The following is a 17,515-nucleotide window of genomic DNA, read 5'->3' as shown; positions in this document are numbered from 1 at the left end:
GGAAATAAACGGGTTGCAGCATGCATTTTTTGGTGGCCCGGGACAAAGTAGGAAACGTATGTCTGTAGTTGAAAATACATCTGTCGTAGCGGCACCGGTAGCCTCCTGTTTTCGGCCGGGCTGGACCCTGCTGCTCCTGTCAGGCCTGTGTCTCGTCTTGAGCAGCCATCTGGGATATATGCCACTCGACACGGGCGACGAAGCCCGGCGGGCACTGGTATCGCTCGAGATGATACTATCCGGCGACTACATAACCCCAACCCTGCACGGCGAGCGGTATTTCAACAAACCACCGCTGTACAACTGGATCATCATTGGCTCCTATCAGTTGTTTGGCTCGTACTCCACCTACGCGCTTCGTTTTCCGATGCTGGTGTCGCTGCTGCTGCTGGGGGTGACGTTATTCGCTATCGTCCGCCGGTATACCAGCAACACCATAGCGCTGGCCGCGGCCCTGATGACGCTGACCAACGGCCGGGTACTGCTCTACGACTCCATGCTGGGGCTGATCGAGATTACGTTTGCCTGGGTGACCTACGCAGCCATGATGCTGGTGTACCACTTTGACCGGAAGAAAAACTACTGGTGGCTGTATGCTACCACCTATGCGCTTACGGCCGTTGGATTCCTGCTGAAAGGACTGCCTCCCATTGCGTTCCAGGGGCTCACCCTGGCGGGCTGGTTTCTGTATACCCGGCGCTGGCGCCTGCTGTTCCACCCGGCTCATGCAGTCGGTCTGCTCATCTTTGTGCTGATTACGGGTAGTTATTACCTGGCCTATTTCAGCCGAAATGCCATCCCGTTCAGCGATGTGGCCAGCGTCATCCTAAGCGAAAGTGCCAAACGAACCGGTCTGACGTTTGGCCTGGGCGCTACCCTACTGCACCTTGTTTCCTTTCCGTTCGAGCTGATTTACCATTTCGTTCCGTATACCTTACTGGTGGTGCTGCTGTTTCGGCGGCATATACTGGCGCTACTGAAAGCCAATTCATTCATCGCCTTTAACGCGCTGACCTTCTCGCTCACTGTACTCATCTACTGGCTGTCTCCGCAGGTATACGGTCGGTACCTGATCGGGCTGGTGCCCCTGCTGTTTACGGTACTGGCCTACCTCTATTACGAACACTCGGTACCGGCTGAGCCCCGGCGGTGGTGGGTGGAGCGGATCTGGCTGGCTACGGCGCTGCTGGTGGCCGTGGGCTGCTGGGTCACCCTGTTCTACCCAACCACGAAAACCATTCCGGGGGTTGTCTGGAAAACCGCCCTTGTTTCGGGCTTACTGCTGGGGCTGGCCTGGCAGCTTTATCAGCCTTCCATGAACCGACTGGGGCTGATGGTGGCGGTAGTGGTGGTGGTTCGGCTGGGCTTCAACTGGCTGGTTTTGCCGGGGCGGGTCGAGAAGCGGCAGTTTTACAGGGACTCCGCTACCCAGGCCGCTCAGCTGACGCTGGGCCGCCCGCTATACGGGTACAAAGCAACGGTCGGTGCCGATAACGCTACAGATGTCAGCACATTTCACCTAACCGCAGCCCGGGGCAGTATCCTGCGCAGAACCGGTAAGAAATACAGCAAGGCACTCTACATCGCCGACTCGGCCAGTCTGGTCAACGAACGCTACCGGACCCTGGGCAAACTAACGCTGTTTGACCGGCATCCGGCCTTCATTGTACAATTCAACTGATGCTGATCACCAGCAAGCCCCGATCCGTATGCTGAGCAGGCCTACTACGTTGTCAAGGCTGCCCAGAATCCGGCAGCTGGTCAGTCTTAAAGGGCTGGTGTCGGTGTGCGCGCTGACCGTTGTGGTATATCAGCTGGCACACAACCGCCGGTTCTACAGTGCGCTCGACGTCGAACTGGTGCGGCTGCTGGCTGCGGGGGGGCTCATGGCGGTATCCAAATGGTTCTCGGCGGAGCGCTACCGGCTGCTGGTCAGGGAAGCCGGGGTTCGTATGGCATCGGCTGATCTGATCCGGCTCTACTGGCAGGGCATGTTCTACAACCAGTTTCTGCCGGGTAGCGTGGGGGGCGACGGCTTCAAGGTCTGGCAACTGCACCGGCATGGTGGCGGCAGCCTCCGAAAGCTGACCACCCTGACGCTGCTCGACCGGGTCATTGGTCTGGTTCCGCTGGTGGCGCTGCTGCTGATCGCTGCCTGGGCCCGGCTCCCTCAGCTCGGTATATCGGGGGGGCTCTGCCTGTTGCTGGTGCTGGCCATGTACGCCGTTTTTGTCGGTGGGCTGCGCTGGTTCATGGGCTGGACAGTCCGTCGGCAGGCGTTGCTACACCTCTATTCGGTCGGGGTCCAGCTGACGCAGTGCCTGATGACGGTCTACATCGTCTGGTCGCTGGGGTACACCGACGAGCTGGGCGCCTACCTGTTTCTGTTCCTGGCTTCGTCACTGGGTACGGCTCTCCCCATAACGGTTGGTGGAATAGGCATTCGGGAAATCGTTTTTTCGGCGGGGGCCAGCTATGTAGGCATACCCGCCGAGCAGGCCATGCTCATCGGCTTTATCGTTTACTGTCTCTCGCTGCTGGTAGCTACACCCGGCGGCTTTTTTAAGAGTTGACAAAACACTACCTATCAGGGGTAAAATTTGACAAAATTTTAGTTGATACAGATATATATAGTTACTGATAATTATATTTGAGAAACCTTTGTGTAATAGAAACTTATAAAAATCTATTTTCTATTACTATTAGGGGAAATATATACATTCCTCGTATGATAACAGGGCTACGAGTTCTCAAACTGTTAATTAGTGTAGCTGCAGTAAATCAAGTATGGGCGCAAACGACCGACTCGCTGGCGGTAGCATCGAGACACTCGGCTACGTACGGGGTCGAGGTAGCGGGACTGGCCGCATCGGCCACCCGAACACCGTTCTGGCTGCGCGCTAATCAGTTTGGTATTGTTCCCGTCAGCAGCCCGGCCGGCCTGGCCATAGTGCAGACAACCGGCCGTTACGGCCTGAGCGCTGCCCATCCGAATCGGCAGCTTTCGTACGGGGTAGAGGTCGTAGGAAACGCGGCTCCTCAGTCGCGGGTGTTGATTCCGCAGGCGTATGTGTCGCTCGATATGGGCCGTTTCAGTTTGTGGGGCGGTCGTAAAAAAGAAATCATCGGTCTGGGCGACTCAACCCTGACATCTGGTTTTTACGCCTGGTCAGGAAACGCCCTGCCCATCACTAAAGTACAGATTGGCACCCGCGGATTTGCTCCGCTGGGTTTCACCCGGGGACTGGTATCCATCAACGCTTTTTTTGCACATGGGTGGTTTGCCAATACCGACTCCATTCAGGGCTCGTTTCTGCACCAGAAGGCGGTATACGTCCGGATCGGCCGTCCCCACAGCCGACTTCGTTTCACCGGTGGTGTGCTGCATAATGCCCAGTGGGGAGGCCGCTCGGCAACCCTGCCCAAAACACTCGCTATCAACGGACAACTTCCCAGCTCGTTCCAGGATTACCTCTATGTCCTGACCGCCCGGGAAGGAGGGGAGTCCGATTCGCCCAATCTGACCGACTTCGATCGCCTGAACCGGGTGGGTAACCATTTGGGTTCCATCGATTTTGCCCTGGAGACAATCGTAGCGCGCTGGCAGCTTATGGGCTATTATCAGCATCCCTTCGAGGATAAATCGGGGGTGGTGTTCGTCAACATGCCCGACGGTCTGTATGGGCTGCGGCTGAAACGGCAACCGGGCACCGGCTTCGGGGTCGACAACCTGCTGATCGAGTACCTGACCACCCTCAGCCAGAGCGGATCGATCACCGGCACCGTACGCTACGACGGCAAAGACGATTACTTCAACAACTACCAGTACCGCGACGGCTGGGTACAGGATCGGAACGTAATTGGCACCCCGTTTTTCGCGCAGCTCCGCGACGTCCGGACCGATGTGCCTTTTTCTGTCAACTATAACGTGCTGGCTATTGCCAGCAACCGGGTCGAGCTGATCCATCTGGGACTGGCCGGATCGGCCGGCGAACGAACCCGCTGGCAGCTGAAACTATCGGCCAGCCAGCATTACGGCGCCCCCCGGCGGGTATTCAGTCGGGCCGTACCGCAGTTTTCCGGTTTGGCTTCGGTTAGCTGGCCACTCAACTGGCTGGGCGGGTCTGAACTCCGGACGGCCGTTGCCCTCGATCAGGGCGAGCTATACACCAATTCGCTGGGCGGCTGGATCAGCCTCCGAAAGACCTGGACAACCAGCCGACCCTGAGCCACCCCCGTAGTCACCGCTGCCCCTGCCCCGCCTTATTACTACTAATCCGATCGAAGCACTTTACATAAACTACCAATTCCAACTATACAGCTTATGTACGTACAACCTATGCCGTTACAACAATCAGAACTGTCTACGCTATCAACGCCCGTTAGACGAACTCGTGTAATCAGCCTGAATGTCTCACTCGGCAACTACGCTCATTTGCAGGACTGGGTCATAGAGGCAGCCCGTCACCGGGAGTCAAGGTCTGTCTGTTTCGCCAATGTACACATGGTCGTCGAGGCCCGTCGTAATGCTGCTATTGCCCAGGCCGTAAACAGTGCCGACTGGGTAGCGCCCGACGGAGTGCCTTTATTGTGGGCCATGCGTGGTTTGTACGGCCTTCGTCAGGAGCGTATCGCGGGCATGGATGCCATCAGCAGCTTATTGCAGAAAGCAGCCGAGGCTGGTATTTCGGCATTCTTCTACGGCTCTACGCCCGACGTGCTGGACGAAATTCGCCGGATCTGTGCCCGGGAGTTCCCGTCGCTGCAGATAGCCGGTATGGTATCACCGCCGTTTCGGCCCATGACCCCCGCCGAAGAAACCGCCGTTATCGATCAGATCACCGCGTCGGGGGCCGGGCTGGTTTTTGTAGCGCTCGGATGCCCCAAGCAGGAACTCTGGATGGCCCGGATGCGGGGGCGTATCCCGGCTGTATTACTCGGTATTGGCGGAGCGTTGCCGGTGCTGGCCGGCCAGCAGACACGCGCCCCCCGCTGGATGCAGAAGATCGGTACCGAGTGGTTATTCCGCCTGATGCAGGAGCCCCGCCGGTTGTTCAAACGCTATACGGTTACCAACTCCCTGTACATCTACTACTTCGTCCGTCAGTTTCTTAACCAGCAGCTATCGTATGACAAAGTCCGGAACTAACGGAGCCGGACTGGCTCCTATTGCGCTGTTCGCCTACAAGCGCCCCGATGAGGTGCGTCAGGTACTGGAAGCCTTGCAGGCCAACCATCTGGCTGCGGACAGTGAACTGTATATCTTCTCCGATGGGCCCCGTAGCCCGGCCGATGCCGACAAGGTAGAAGCCGTACGGGCTGTGCTGGATACCGCAACGGGCTTTCGGGCCGTACATCGTCAGTATGCCGAGACCAACAACGGATTGGCTAAGTCGATCATCACCAACGTAACGGCTCTGCTGGAAAAGTACCGGAGTGTGATCGTGCTGGAGGACGACCTGCTGACCAGCCCTAATTTTCTCGATTACATGAATCAGTGCCTGCAACGGTACCAGGGTAACCCACGGGTATTTTCAATTACGGGCTACTCATTCCCCATCGACCGGCCAATCAGCTACCTGGCCGACGCCTACGCCTTTCCGCGTACGGGTTCGTGGGGCTGGGCAACCTGGTCGGACCGCTGGCAACAGGCCGACTGGGCGGTGTCTGATTACGCAGCCTTCAGGGCCGATCCGGTTCGTCAGCAACAGTTTAACCAGGGAGGAAGCGACCGGGTGCGCATGCTCCGGCGGCAGCAGGAAGGCGAGATCAACTCCTGGGCAATCCGGTGGTGTTACAGCCAGTTCAAAGCGGGCGGATTTACCATTTACCCGACCGAGTCGAAGATTCAGAACATCGGCTTCTCTACTGAATCGACCAACACCAACGTATTTAACCGCTACCGGACCCGGCTCGATACGGGCGCTCAGCGAACGTTCATGCTGCCGGACAACATCGAGCCCACGGCCTACTATACCCGCCAGATCCAGCATCAGTTCAGTTTACGCGTCCGGTTGTTTAACCGACTGAAAACCTACGCCGGTTTACGCAATTAATCGTTCCGTAGGTATACCCGTACATGATTCATATTCGTATAGCTTATGCGTATTCTGTTTATCCATAATTACTATCAGCAGCGAGGGGGAGAGGATATCATATTCGAGCAGGAGGTGGCCATGCTACGGGAGGCCGGTTCGATCGTCGAAACGGTTGAATTTACCAACGATGGTTTCGACGGTTCGCTACTGGGGACGGTTACAGGGGCGGCTCTGTCGTTATATAGCAGTCAGTCGGCCAGGCGGGTCGAGCAGGCCATAGACCGGTTCAAACCTGATGTCGTTCATATTCATAATTTATTCTACACGGCAACGCCTTCTGTCATTCAGGCCGTTAAGCGACGGAATATTCCTGTCGTCATGACACTTCATAACTACCGGCTGGTATGCGCCAGCGGTATGTTGATGCGCGAAGGTGAGGTGCCCTGTGAGCGTTGCCTGACTAAAACGATTCCTCTTGACGGTATTCGGTTTGGCTGTTTCCGCGACTCGCGCCTTCAGTCTACGCAGCTTACGGCAATTACCAGCCTGCATAAACTGACGGGGGTTTGGCGTGTGGTAGACCGGTTCATCGTGCTGACCGAGTTTGCCCGTGCCAAAATGTTGCAGTCTTCGCTGCAGCTCAGACCGGATCAGGTAGTTGTAAAGCCAAATGCAGTACCTGATCTGGGGTACGCCGATCCCGCCCAGCGCGAAGATTACTTCCTGTACATCGGCCGGCTCTCACCCGAAAAGGGTATTCAAACCTTGTTGGCAGCTTTCGGAGCGACTTCACAACGGTTGAAAATATTGGGCGACGGGCCTTTGAAAGCCGATGTGGAGAAAGCCGTTCAACAGCATCCAGCTATCCAGTTTCTTGGCCACCAGCCACGGGCCGCCGTTGTCGAGCAACTAAAGAAGTGTCGAGCATTGGTTGTGCCTTCAATATGGTATGAAGGGCTACCTACGGTAATTCTCGAAGCGTTTGCAACCGGTACCCCTATCATTTATGCTGATCAGGCTAACCTCCGATCAATTGTAGGAAACTACGGAACCAGCTTCGCACCCGGCGATGCTACTCGGTTAGGGCATGTCATTAATGACGTTTCATCAGCTAAGTTGTCTGAGAACGCAAGTCAGGCAATACGCAGGCTGTATGAAACACAGTATACATCAACAGAAATTGCCCATAAGCAACTGCTTATCTATAGAGAAGTAATTCCGGCCAAAATGGCGAACGAATACGCTGTATAGCAATTCATACGCCGATAGCACCGTTCAACGAGCCCTGACTCTTCATGCGTCAGGGCTCGTTGGTGTTTATAGCAGCCGATGACATAAAAAGGTAAATGATGTCTGGAGAACTGGTACCGTTAATGAGAGTATTGTAGAGTTAAAGTCATTTTGTAATCAAAATTTTTATTAGGTAACTAGATGTAAACCGCCAGGGGTCACCAACTTTTTAACGAGTAAACGAAACCTTAAATCCCCATTTTAATCATCATTTAAGCAGGTTAGCAGGCCTTGTTAAAGAGAGATGGTGTGGATTTTAATCCACAATAGTGTAGAAATAAGTTCTTATGTATGCCTATGACTCAAATTGATTAATAAAATACTGTTTTTGGTAATTAGTGAGTTATATTATGTAAGTGTCGGAAAGTAATGAGCGATTGATTTTAATCTCTAAATTTTAAGTTCACTTTAATTCGCTGATATGTCTTAATTCCAGCTTAATCCGGTATTAACAAGTTTATAATTTGACCTTAAGTGCATGTTAATCAGGCTTTAAGGTTGATTTTATGTCGGTACATCAATTTTGTCTCAACGAAAACGGACAAAAAAGACGTACCAAATGACACAAGTTTCTACCTCCGCCACCAAGTTCTATACGCTTTTGATCTCCCTGATTATCACCGGTTTAATGACAGCATGCAGCCAGCAGGTTGATACAATCGCGCCGATTTCCAAAGCTGACGAATACACAGCATCTGCCCGTTTGGACAACATCACTGTAGACAGCAGTGCCTCGTTAAAATCAGTTGCTACCTTTCCAATAGGAAATATCATCAGCAATGATGTTAGAGACGGAGGGGCTGCTATTCAGGGTATAGTGGCTAATGAATTTAATTCAATCACCGTTGGAACATTTATGTCTTTGCAGCCATCGAAAGGTAAGTTCGATTTTTCTGCATCAGACAAACGGGTTAAAATGGCACAAACGCTTGGCCGACGGTTACATGGTCACTGCCTGGTGTACGTAGGTGGAGCACCTAGCTGGTTGCTGAACTTCAAAGGCAGTTCAGACGAGTTTGAAGCGATTGTTAAGAACCACATTCAAACCGTAGTAGGTCACTACAAAGGGCAGATTACTAGCTGGGACGTTACGAATGAAGCTATCGAGCGTAAAGATGGCACCGTGAAACAAACCCAGTTCAGAAAGCTATTCAGCAGCGACGAAGCGTACATAAACTTCATCAAGAAGTGTTTCGTATGGGCTCATGAAGCTGATCCGAGTGCCAAACTGTTCTATAATGATTGGGGTTACGAGCAATTTCAGCCTATGCTTCCTGCCCTGCGGAAAATGCTTGCTGAATTCAAACGGAGCGGTACGCCGATTGACGGCCTTGGCACACAAATGCACATCACGATCAATACGAAAGACGAGGGTATTCGTTCTGCATTGCAGGAATTGTCAGCAACTGGTCTGCAAGTACATATGTCTGAACTTGATATCGCAATTAATCCAAACAATGATAAAAACCTGGTTGTTACAGATCAACTCCTGAAGGTGCAAGCGCTTAAGTTCCAGTCTGTTGCTGCTGCTTACAAACAACTGGTACCGGCTAATCAGAAGTTTGGTATAACGGTGTGGGGATTGGCCGATACGGCTGTCGAATCTACCGGTCTCAACCAGATGCGTGTACTCCTCAATACCGAATACAAGAAGAAACCTGCGTACTACGGTTTCATGAGCGGTCTTAGAAACTAGTGTGGGGGAGTGTAGAAACAAAAAAAGCCGACGTAGAACGTCGGCTTTTTTTATGATAATTCAAATTAATTCAATCGCATACGGCGGAGAAAATATCCGGTAAAAATGCGGGCAACATCGAGCACAAAGTATAGTCCTCTTGTAGGAGCGTGTTGCATCGCAAAGTAGTAACGTAATGATAAACTAATTGGGGATCTGGTAGATGACAAACCTTTCCAGAACTTACCAAATGACAGGTCAGGTTTTATTTGCAAGCCAGTAGCGTCAACATGTCCGTATACGATACTAGGTAGCGAAACAAGTAATTTATAGCCTGCTTTCCTGGCACGTACTGAAAACTCAATATCAGCCATATACTGCTTAAAATGAACCGCATCGTACAGCCCGACCTTTTCAAAAACAGAAAAGGGAATCAGTACACCCCGGCCGGGTAAACTACCAGACTCAATAGTTGTTCCGTGGGCTAGTGCTTTCTTATAATCGTTTTCAAACTGGGCTGCGAAATACGTTTCCCCTGACCAGTACAGGTTTACTTTAGCCCCTGCGTACTCTAATCGGTCTGGATTTTTAATGTCTACACAAGCAGAGCCTACCAGGCAGGGTTTATTGGCAGCATAGACAGCCAGTAACGTCTCTACGTAATTGGCGTCCACTTCCGTATCGTCGTTGAGGGTGAGAACGAAATTCTCTTCATTCTTTACTGCATGATTCAACGCATAGCGAACGCCCACATTCGTACCTTCTGTCCACCACAAATTGCCGTCGCCAGTCAGCAACACAACCTCCGGGAACTCGGCTCTGATCATGTCGCCGGTACCATCAGTAGAACCGTCATCGACAACAACAACAGTTAGGTTAGCTATTGTTTGCTGTTGTAAGCATTGAAGACAACGCTTAGTGAACGCTTTACGGTTATGAACAGGGATGACAACAAAAATCATGATAAATTGAATTTAGCTGAATAGCAAAAAGATCGGAATGAATCAGTCCAATAAACATAAAATCGTACAGAAAATGAATTATCGTGCAACAGCGATCTCGGCGGTAACCTGCTCTGGCTGCTTTACAACTGATCTGCGATACCGTTTATTAAAAATCCCAAGCACCCAGTATCGAATATCCCGATCAGTCATTTCTCTGAATGATTGAGAAAAACACATACCAATCATTATCCAAAGGAAGAAGTACGATAAGTCAAACTGGCTGAAGTCTTCTACCCAAGCGTATGCCCAGCGGAAAGCTATATACAGGCCCATGATTGGAAGAAAAATATTATTTGATCTGTTTATAGCTAAATAGGATGCCTTGTAAAACACGAAAAAATATAAGATTACACCAACGAGTCCTGTCCATGTCAATATGTTAAGAATCGAAACTTCATTACTAAACCGTTCCATCTTACCGGTCTTCAATTCTTCAAAAGCGTGGGCACCGTAAGCATCCGAATCATTACCACGAGCAGGGGTTCTGCCAATCCAGATATAATTATTCTTAATCGCAGAGGACAACACTTCGGTGTAAATTAAGCTACGAGTATCGGCAATTAAATTCTCCTCTTTTAACTCTCCATTTGAACGTTTCAATGTAGTGTAACTACCCGAAATGTATTCTTCCATTTTAAATATGTTGAATACATTTGTGACACCAAGCCCAAAAAGAATTAATGGAGTAGCCAACAAGGTTACCCTTAAAAATTCAAGAAGTTTTGTATTTACAATAAATCTAGCAAAGTAAATGGTGCTGAGTAGAAGTGGAATGGAAAATTTTATAATATTACTTCGTGCGCTTAAATCTCCTAAAAATACAAATAGAGAAAAAATCAGTATTATTATTTTGTATTTTATTTTTAATATGGGAAAGAATAATAGTAAAAAACTGATAGGTATAAGGTATCTTCCAATTGCTTCTCCCTTAATGAAAAAAATAAAAATAAAAAAGGCTGGTAGTGCATACTTCATCCAATTTGATATGATTTTTTGAATAATGAATGGATTAGTGGAAATGTTAATAGACAAAGGCAACAGTAAGACCATACTAGTTGCAATCAAGTTCTTCCATTCCCAGTAGTTTTCTGCGATAAAAAAACCTCTGAATATGCAGCATACATTCCATAAAAGGTACCAATTGAGTACATTGATGAGTATACGACTTCTTTGATCAAGAAATATATTTCTCGATTTATACATGGCAAATAGGATGCATGTATAAATGGCCCACCAAATATAGGTGTTGCCAAGTGGGATATAAGACCATTGATTAATTGATGATACAGTTATTAAAAGTATCAAAATTGGTAAATACTTTTTAAACAAATAAGACATAACTTTCAAAGTTATTAATATAGATGTTGAAGCTCTAGCCTAAATCAATTTTCAAATTGACTTTGATACTGAACGTGGTCATTACATATGTCATTAAGCCTCTCTTTAGATAAATATACATCTTGAGCTGACTTTTTCCACCATTCACTTTCCAAAAGGGCATTACGTATATTTTCAGAAAATCTATACCTTATCACTTTAGCCGGCACTCCTCCAACAATAGCGTATGGTGGAACATCTTTTGTAACAACTGCACCTGCCGCAACAACTGCACCATGACCGATTGTTACACCATCCATCACTATTACCCTAGCACCAATCCATACGTCACTACCGATAATTATTGGTTTATATTCTTGAACTGATATGTCTCTTTCCACCAATTTTACATTTAAATTATTATAGACTTTGTAAAATATTGGCGATGTGGAGAACATCGTTAATGGGTGAGCACCTAAGCCTAGAATAACATCATGTGATATAGAACAATAATTACCTATGGTTGTATTCTGGATCAAAGCGTTTCTGCTTACGTATGTGTACTTACCAATTTGAGTATGATTAATAATACAATTCTTTAGAATATGGGAATGTGAACTGATTATTGTGTCGTCTGAGAAACAACTGCCATCATCAATGATTGATGAAGAAAAACGGCGCTTGTTTTGTATATCACGTGCACCACTGTTAACCATTCTAGCAATGCCCTTTAATAAGGCGATCGGAGACAGTAAAATACGATCTATTATTTTTTTCATAAACGTTACCAGTAGCAGGCTTCTTCAACAACGGATGCATTTTTAGGCTTCTCTTTTTGGCCTGGCCTAACCCAGTACTCATTGAACAGATTGGTATAAGGCCATACGATGAACTGTTCCCAGCGTTTACCTTTTATCCCGAACAGCAACTGGGTTGCTCCGGCCAGATGAACCGCTTTTTTACCCATCCGCTTTACATGCGCGGCCAATGGCAAACCATACGCTCCACACCCGATGATGCAGATGTCATAATCTGTATTATCGATTTCGGATTTCATCCAGTCCAGGGCCTCGAACCAATCGGCGAATGCTGTTTGTTCACCTGCAACACTTTGCACCGCTTTTATCGTTTTTAGTTCAAAGGCGGGTAATAGATTGTTGTCGAAGAGTAACTGGCGTTTTTGATACTGCTGCTCAATGGTCTCGGCGAAGGGATGGACAACCAGTACTTTTTTGCCGGCCAATGCCCTGGTCCAGGGGTTCGTGCAGAAGAAAGGCTCCAGATCTTCAAGGACCACCTGTTTGGCGCTGCTTAGTTCATTCTTGAAAAGGGTCTCTTCCTGAAGCCAGGAGCCGAGAATATCGATCTGTCTGATGTCCGACAGCATCAACTGGCAGAATTGTTCAGCTTTATCCGGTTGAGGTGGGTAAAACCCGCTCCACTGCTGCATCTGGTTAAGTGTTGCTGGTTGCCACCACCAGGGTAACGATTTGCCTTGTATAAAATCCAGCCAATTAGTGTTATGCTGTTTGATTCCCACATAATTGGTTAGGCAAAGCATTTCAGTTGAGCCAAATCGGGCAATCATGCGCGGCTTGCTATCGGTCAGTGCCTCGTAAATCAATTCATTCGCGTATTCTTTATTAGAAAACATTTTCCAGTTTCGGCCACTGGCTACCGAACCGGGCTTAACTGTAGTATAGAGCTTGCGTAAGCCTTTCAGAACGTTTGTAGAAAATTCATTCATGACCTGATCGCTAGTAAGTTTATATCAAATGAGCCGTCTTCTTCGGTAAGTATCCAGTCGTTGGTACGGGGGTACCCATGCCAGAAATTGCGTGGGCAAATTTTTATTCCGTTGCTTAGCAAGGCCGGTTTGTAGGAGAATGAGCTTTTACTCGTGATCAGCAAATCTGCGTGAACCATGTGCAGAAAGGATTCCTGAGCGCCCATGTCCAGGCAGAAATTTATGTTACTGATATCCTCAAATTTACTAAATTCTTTTTTATCTCCCTGAGAAAAAAGAAACACTTTTATTGGTTTATTAACTTGTATTGAGTTTATTACATTAAATAGTACTTTTTCGAAGTAGTCTGCATCCTGCCAGCGCATGAGCAGATTGGGATTGTTATTTTCCTGGCCAGTTACGATATCGCCACGCCGTACGTGAATCGCGATATTAAAGTTATTGCTGTCGTATAGCAGCTCATCTTTCTGACGGGCTTTGGCAGCATAAAACTTTTCTTTCAGCGCATTTTGCACGCCATACTGCTCGGTATAAAACTGGTCCTGTTCGGCAACGAAGAGTACATTCTGATCTGCGTAAGAGCTGATGATATGACGAGTCAGGCTTATTTCTCTAGCCGATCCTTCATCGAATAAAGGGAGTCGCACTTGTTTGAAACCTTTCCGGGTCAGTAGATCAGCCGCTAATATTTCATTTTCGCCAAATCCCAGTAGCGATTCCCACTTATCATTTGAAAAAGGGATATGAGCAAACTTTAGATCAAACAAACCGGCAAACCAATACCCCGCTATCCAGTTGGCCATTTGATGCCCAATACCGGCCCCTCTGTTAGGTACGGCTGTGTAATATTGTTGTTTATCCGAATCAGGCGGTTGAACGGAATTGAACCTGTAATGCCAGTACGATTTGTAGATATACGGGTAGCAGGGCTTATGTCTTAGCCAGGAAACGGTTTTGCCCCAGAGCCGCCTTCTTGCCTTTTCTATGGTGTGGCTAATCTTACCCGAAGCTCGCATATGTGTAAAATCCATCCGTCCGCTGCTACCGGCGGTTTAGTTGTTAGGCACTTTCTCCAACCTGTGGATACCCCCTCATACGCCACCTGATTTTTGTAGCGGCTATGTATATAATTCCGGCCCATCGGAGTAGTTTGTTCTTGTACAGGGCCATTTCCAGAGCTGGAAACTGAGTGATAATTTGTTTATTCAGATTTTCCAGAAACACATCGATATTCCTGTAGTTGTTCTTTCTCAGCTGCGACATAAATTCATGCCTTAGCTCGTATTTCATGAAGATCCGAAACTCGTCTTTTGTGTATCGTGAGGCTAGCCAGTTCTTATACACAGTGTTATATCGGTTCACCTTATGTAATAGTATAGTCGACTCTGGAGTAGCTGTTGCCTGACCCTGTACGCCACCTACATACACACTCAGTGGAAAGCCGCAGTACACAACCGGGGTTATAAGAGCCAGTGAGAAAAACAGGGCGAAGTCCTGATTTCTCTTCATGCCTACGGGAAAACCGCTCGTCTTATTGAATTCTTTCTTTGCAACTATAGTAGCGCTCGTATGCAAAAACACGTGGGGATTCTCGAAGAAATTGATTTCGAGAATCGCTCCGGCATATTTCCTGGCAAGTCGTATTACTTCAGTACCGTCGGCATTTCTTACAATACCGGCGCAGCAGAACATGCCTGCCTGCGGGTACTTCTCAATCGCCTGTTTCATTGTCGTCAGATAATCCCGACTCCATTCATCATCGCCATCCAGAAAAGCTATGTACTCATATCGCGCACTGGCTACCCCTTTATTTCTTGCTGCGCTTACGCCCTGGTTAGTTTGATTGACGATGCGAACGCGGCTATCCTGTGTAAAAGTGCGAATGACATCAGCTCCATTATCGGTAGAGCCATCGTCTACAATGACAACTTCGAAATCATGAAAGCTTTGCTCAAGAACAGATGAGAGTGTCCGTTCTATAGTATGTGCTTTATTATACAGAGGAATGACAACTGAGATCATGGTTTTCATAACGAGCCAGTAAGTTTGCGACTTCAATCCTGTCGGTCGAAAATGGTGTTATCAATCTTTGTAACCACTACTTTTCGCTCTTCTATATGGCAATTTGACAAGATCGTTTTGTAGCCAACGATAGAGGAACTCCCCAGTTCTACTCCTTTAAGAATAGAAACACCCCGGCCGATCCAGCAGTCACTACCAATCGTCACAGGCTTTGTTTTAGGTCGTTCATATTCGTAGCCAAATATGGGAAAATGCTTATCTGTTAGTTCTCTACGGGTAGCATCGTCGTATATCGTGTGTGTATTGGTATCCCAAATCACGCACTGATATGAAATTTGGTTGTAATCGCCAATTATTACTCTTTCGTCAGCTCTGATTTCACTTTCGTCGTTGATATTGTTATGGTCGCCTATCGTTAATAAACCACCAAACCGGACCATTATTTTTGACTTTATCCGATTATAGCTACCAAGCGTAAAAGCGCCTTTAGATATGTATATAGAGAGTTTTGAAAATTTTCCGCCCTCAAGTATATTATTTTCTCCTATTGATAATTCACCATCTACATGAATGAAAACATTCTTCAAAACAGAGCCTTTTCCTATTTTGAGGTGGCTGCCTGTTTTTACGTAGATTTTAGAATTACTTATTTGGACACTACTCTCAATGATTATGCTTCCTGGTTGTTCAGACTGAACTATAGAATTCTTTAGCAGATATTTTATTTTTACCTGTTTGAGAATGCGGTTCAATTTAGCTATGCGATACATACTACATTCGATTATTGATGGCTTAATCGCATAGCTTTTAATTTCAAGCCAGCCGTTATCTTACTCAATACATTCTTTTCACTTTTATCCAGCCCTGTTACATATGCTACAAGGATAAATATTGTTACAGAGGCTGATACAGTGAAAACCCAACGATGATCAAAATTTGCATAGGATGTTACAAATACGCTTGTTCCTACACCTGCTATTGTAGCTGGCAATACTGGAAATATAACTTCTTTGACGTATTTTTTTAAAGACAACCTTGTCTGGCTTCGTAGCACATATACCCGTACTATACCGCCAACACCTTCAAGTATTGTATAAGTGATAAACACGTAAATAATATCAAATTTGTAAGCTAATAGAAAATAGGCTATCGGAACGATGAGTAGTTTAATGCTACCACCTATCAACATATACCGTTGAATTTTCCCCGTGGCTTGTATGGCTGAATCAAAACCAACTGTGAGTTGATTCAACATCACTCCAATTAAAATTAGTGAACAAAACGTAACAGTATATTTAGGCACAACTTTTAGCCAAATTGTTAATATAATATCCATTTCGGCGATACATGGAATTGCGATAAAAGCAAATAATAGGAATCCAAACTTACATGTTTTCATGGCCAGTTTTAACATGTGATCTCTATCTTTAGCACCTTCACTTTTCATGATTTGCGGGTTCAACGCCTGAAGCATGGCCGCGCTGAAAAATATTAACTGACCCGCAACCTGATTAGCTATTCCAAAAGCAGCATTAATTACTGTGCCATAAAAAATATTAAATAACACTGACAATCCTTGATTTCTGCCAATGTAACTGAACGTTCCAAATAAATTCCAACCGGCAAAAGATATCAATTGCTTGATGACATGTGTGTCATACTCAGAGCGGTAATTCACGTGAGATTCCCTATACTTATTTCTTACGTATACCCGCTTAATGGTTCTTATTACAATAGCCGTAACCATTGTAAGGAAGCTATACATTATAAGCTTATCCGACTCTACATAAAATAGGCACAAGGCTATACCTAATTTCAATAGACTCTCAACAATACTTATAACTGCCAAGAAGCTCATGTTTTCGTGAGCATTGGTAATAGCGTCGTATGGGACTGAAATGATAGATACGAATGTTGATGCGACAACCATGTGAAAAACTAGGTTAGCGCTGCTTAGTCTCTCAGAATCTATTTTTAGTTTGTAGTTAAGAAAATAAAGCCCAATTCCCTCAATGAAAATAACAAGAATTAGAGCAATTATAAAATGAAGAATAATGCTGTTGGCAATTATTTTTTTTGTACTTTCTATGTTATCCTTTCCTATATTATAAGAGATATAGCGTTGAGTAGATACTGTCATGGCTGCATTTAAAAATGCCAGCATGGATATAAGACCACCAATAACATTGAATAAACCATAGTCTTCTACCCCCAGCGCATTAATCACCAGACGGGTCGAAAACAATGAAATCAGAATAGTGATTATTGTTTTGGTGTAGGTTATACCCGTATTGAAAATTGCTCTTTGTGCCGCTTGCATATTGAGAAGTTTACTAGGATATTTTTACCTGTAATCCTGACAGATGGCTTATATCATTTTATTCTTCCACATTCAGACTTATTGATCTAAGCTTAAGTCAAT

General features: G+C 46.9%; 14 protein-coding genes and 1 pseudogene. 7 read left to right on the top strand and 8 right to left on the bottom strand.

The features are described 5' to 3' along the window. Positions 1 to 58 precede the first annotated feature (58 nt). The 7 genes from B1C80_RS00765 (at position 59) to B1C80_RS00735 (ending at position 9,024) form a co-directional block, all read left to right on the top strand. Positions 59 to 1,681 (top strand): glycosyltransferase family 39 protein, encoded by a 1,623-nt coding sequence (locus B1C80_RS00765; RefSeq protein ID WP_236648546.1) that lies wholly within the window; start codon positions 59 to 61, stop codon positions 1,679 to 1,681. Between the two features lie 28 nt (positions 1,682 to 1,709). Beyond that, a complete protein-coding gene (locus B1C80_RS00760; protein WP_077919138.1) occupies positions 1,710 to 2,573 on the top strand; it encodes a lysylphosphatidylglycerol synthase transmembrane domain-containing protein in 864 nt (287 codons plus the stop codon). Positions 2,574 to 2,728: 155 nt separating this feature from the next. Then, a complete protein-coding gene (locus B1C80_RS00755; protein ID WP_077919137.1) occupies positions 2,729 to 4,228 on the top strand; it encodes a capsule assembly Wzi family protein in 1,500 nt (499 codons plus the stop codon). A gap of 111 nt (positions 4,229 to 4,339) precedes the next feature. Then, positions 4,340 to 5,149: a WecB/TagA/CpsF family glycosyltransferase gene (locus B1C80_RS00750; protein WP_236648545.1), complete on the top strand. Its 810-nt coding sequence runs from the start codon at positions 4,340 to 4,342 to the stop codon at positions 5,147 to 5,149. Next, positions 5,130 to 6,056 carry a glycosyltransferase gene (locus tag B1C80_RS00745; protein ID WP_077919135.1) on the top strand — a complete coding sequence of 309 codons (927 nt, stop codon included), beginning with the start codon at positions 5,130 to 5,132 and terminating at the stop codon, positions 6,054 to 6,056. The genes B1C80_RS00750 and B1C80_RS00745 overlap by 20 nt, the downstream gene beginning before the upstream one ends. Before the next feature lie 45 nt (positions 6,057 to 6,101). After that, positions 6,102 to 7,289: a glycosyltransferase gene (locus B1C80_RS00740; protein ID WP_077919134.1), complete on the top strand. Its 1,188-nt coding sequence runs from the start codon at positions 6,102 to 6,104 to the stop codon at positions 7,287 to 7,289. Between the two features lie 598 nt (positions 7,290 to 7,887). Further along, a complete protein-coding gene (locus B1C80_RS00735; protein ID WP_077919133.1) occupies positions 7,888 to 9,024 on the top strand; it encodes an endo-1,4-beta-xylanase in 1,137 nt (378 codons plus the stop codon). 65 nt (positions 9,025 to 9,089) lie between these two features. Here the strand turns inward: B1C80_RS00735 and B1C80_RS00730 are convergent, their stop codons facing one another. From B1C80_RS00730 to B1C80_RS00695, 8 genes and pseudogenes are all read right to left on the bottom strand, one after another. Further along, positions 9,090 to 9,965 carry a glycosyltransferase family 2 protein gene (locus B1C80_RS00730; protein WP_077919132.1) on the bottom strand — a complete coding sequence of 292 codons (876 nt, stop codon included), beginning with the start codon at positions 9,963 to 9,965 and terminating at the stop codon, positions 9,090 to 9,092. 78 nt (positions 9,966 to 10,043) lie between these two features. Then, on the bottom strand, positions 10,044 to 11,057 hold the full coding sequence (locus B1C80_RS00725; protein WP_077919131.1) for a hypothetical protein: 1,014 nt from the start codon (positions 11,055 to 11,057) through the stop codon (positions 10,044 to 10,046). A gap of 460 nt (positions 11,058 to 11,517) precedes the next feature. Beyond that, positions 11,518 to 11,689: pseudogene (locus B1C80_RS28945) on the bottom strand (DapH/DapD/GlmU-related protein); the annotation flags it as partial. A 419-nt stretch (positions 11,690 to 12,108) separates the two neighbouring features. Continuing rightward, the gene (locus B1C80_RS00715; RefSeq protein WP_077919129.1) at positions 12,109 to 13,071 is read right to left on the bottom strand and encodes a hypothetical protein; all 963 of its coding nucleotides are present in this window, start codon (positions 13,069 to 13,071) and stop codon (positions 12,109 to 12,111) included. Further along, the gene (locus B1C80_RS00710; RefSeq protein ID WP_077919597.1) at positions 13,068 to 14,087 is read right to left on the bottom strand and encodes an alpha-1,2-fucosyltransferase; all 1,020 of its coding nucleotides are present in this window, start codon (positions 14,085 to 14,087) and stop codon (positions 13,068 to 13,070) included. Before B1C80_RS00710 ends, B1C80_RS00715 begins: the two co-directional genes overlap by 4 nt. 43 nt (positions 14,088 to 14,130) lie before the next feature. Then, positions 14,131 to 15,102, bottom strand: a complete 972-nt coding sequence (locus B1C80_RS00705) for a glycosyltransferase family 2 protein (protein ID WP_201723538.1) — start codon at positions 15,100 to 15,102, stop codon at positions 14,131 to 14,133. Between the two features lie 23 nt (positions 15,103 to 15,125). Beyond that, a complete protein-coding gene (locus B1C80_RS00700) occupies positions 15,126 to 15,863 on the bottom strand; it encodes a hypothetical protein (protein ID WP_077919128.1) in 738 nt (245 codons plus the stop codon). 11 nt (positions 15,864 to 15,874) lie between these two features. Then, positions 15,875 to 17,413, bottom strand: coding sequence for a lipopolysaccharide biosynthesis protein (locus tag B1C80_RS00695; protein ID WP_077919127.1), 1,539 nt, complete (start codon positions 17,411 to 17,413; stop codon positions 15,875 to 15,877). Between the last annotated feature and the right edge of the window lie 102 nt (positions 17,414 to 17,515).

Origin of the sequence: Spirosoma sp. 209 (assembly GCF_002006735.1) — a bacterium.
Lineage (GTDB): Bacteria > Bacteroidota > Bacteroidia > Cytophagales > Spirosomataceae > Spirosoma > Spirosoma sordidisoli.
Note: the sequence above shows the minus strand (reverse complement) of the source record. Positions and strands in the feature narration are given on the sequence as shown.

Excerpts from the sequence above, each read along its gene's own strand:
- B1C80_RS00765 (WP_236648546.1), top strand. The coding sequence starts at position 59 with ATGTCTGTAGTTGAAAATACATCTGTCGTAGCGGCACCGGTAGCCTCC.
- B1C80_RS00760 (WP_077919138.1), top strand. The coding sequence starts at position 1,710 with ATGCTGAGCAGGCCTACTACGTTGTCAAGGCTGCCCAGAATCCGGCAG.
- B1C80_RS00755 (WP_077919137.1), top strand. The coding sequence starts at position 2,729 with ATGATAACAGGGCTACGAGTTCTCAAACTGTTAATTAGTGTAGCTGCA.
- B1C80_RS00750 (WP_236648545.1), top strand. The coding sequence starts at position 4,340 with ATGCCGTTACAACAATCAGAACTGTCTACGCTATCAACGCCCGTTAGA.
- B1C80_RS00745 (WP_077919135.1), top strand. The coding sequence starts at position 5,130 with ATGACAAAGTCCGGAACTAACGGAGCCGGACTGGCTCCTATTGCGCTG.
- B1C80_RS00740 (WP_077919134.1), top strand. The coding sequence starts at position 6,102 with ATGCGTATTCTGTTTATCCATAATTACTATCAGCAGCGAGGGGGAGAG.
- B1C80_RS00735 (WP_077919133.1), top strand. The coding sequence starts at position 7,888 with ATGACACAAGTTTCTACCTCCGCCACCAAGTTCTATACGCTTTTGATC.
- B1C80_RS00730 (WP_077919132.1), bottom strand. The coding sequence starts at position 9,965 with ATGATTTTTGTTGTCATCCCTGTTCATAACCGTAAAGCGTTCACTAAG.
- B1C80_RS00725 (WP_077919131.1), bottom strand. The coding sequence starts at position 11,057 with ATGGTCTTACTGTTGCCTTTGTCTATTAACATTTCCACTAATCCATTC.
- B1C80_RS00715 (WP_077919129.1), bottom strand. The coding sequence starts at position 13,071 with ATGAATGAATTTTCTACAAACGTTCTGAAAGGCTTACGCAAGCTCTAT.
- B1C80_RS00710 (WP_077919597.1), bottom strand. The coding sequence starts at position 14,087 with ATGCGAGCTTCGGGTAAGATTAGCCACACCATAGAAAAGGCAAGAAGG.
- B1C80_RS00705 (WP_201723538.1), bottom strand. The coding sequence starts at position 15,102 with ATGAAAACCATGATCTCAGTTGTCATTCCTCTGTATAATAAAGCACAT.
- B1C80_RS00700 (WP_077919128.1), bottom strand. The coding sequence starts at position 15,863 with ATGTATCGCATAGCTAAATTGAACCGCATTCTCAAACAGGTAAAAATA.
- B1C80_RS00695 (WP_077919127.1), bottom strand. The coding sequence starts at position 17,413 with ATGCAAGCGGCACAAAGAGCAATTTTCAATACGGGTATAACCTACACC.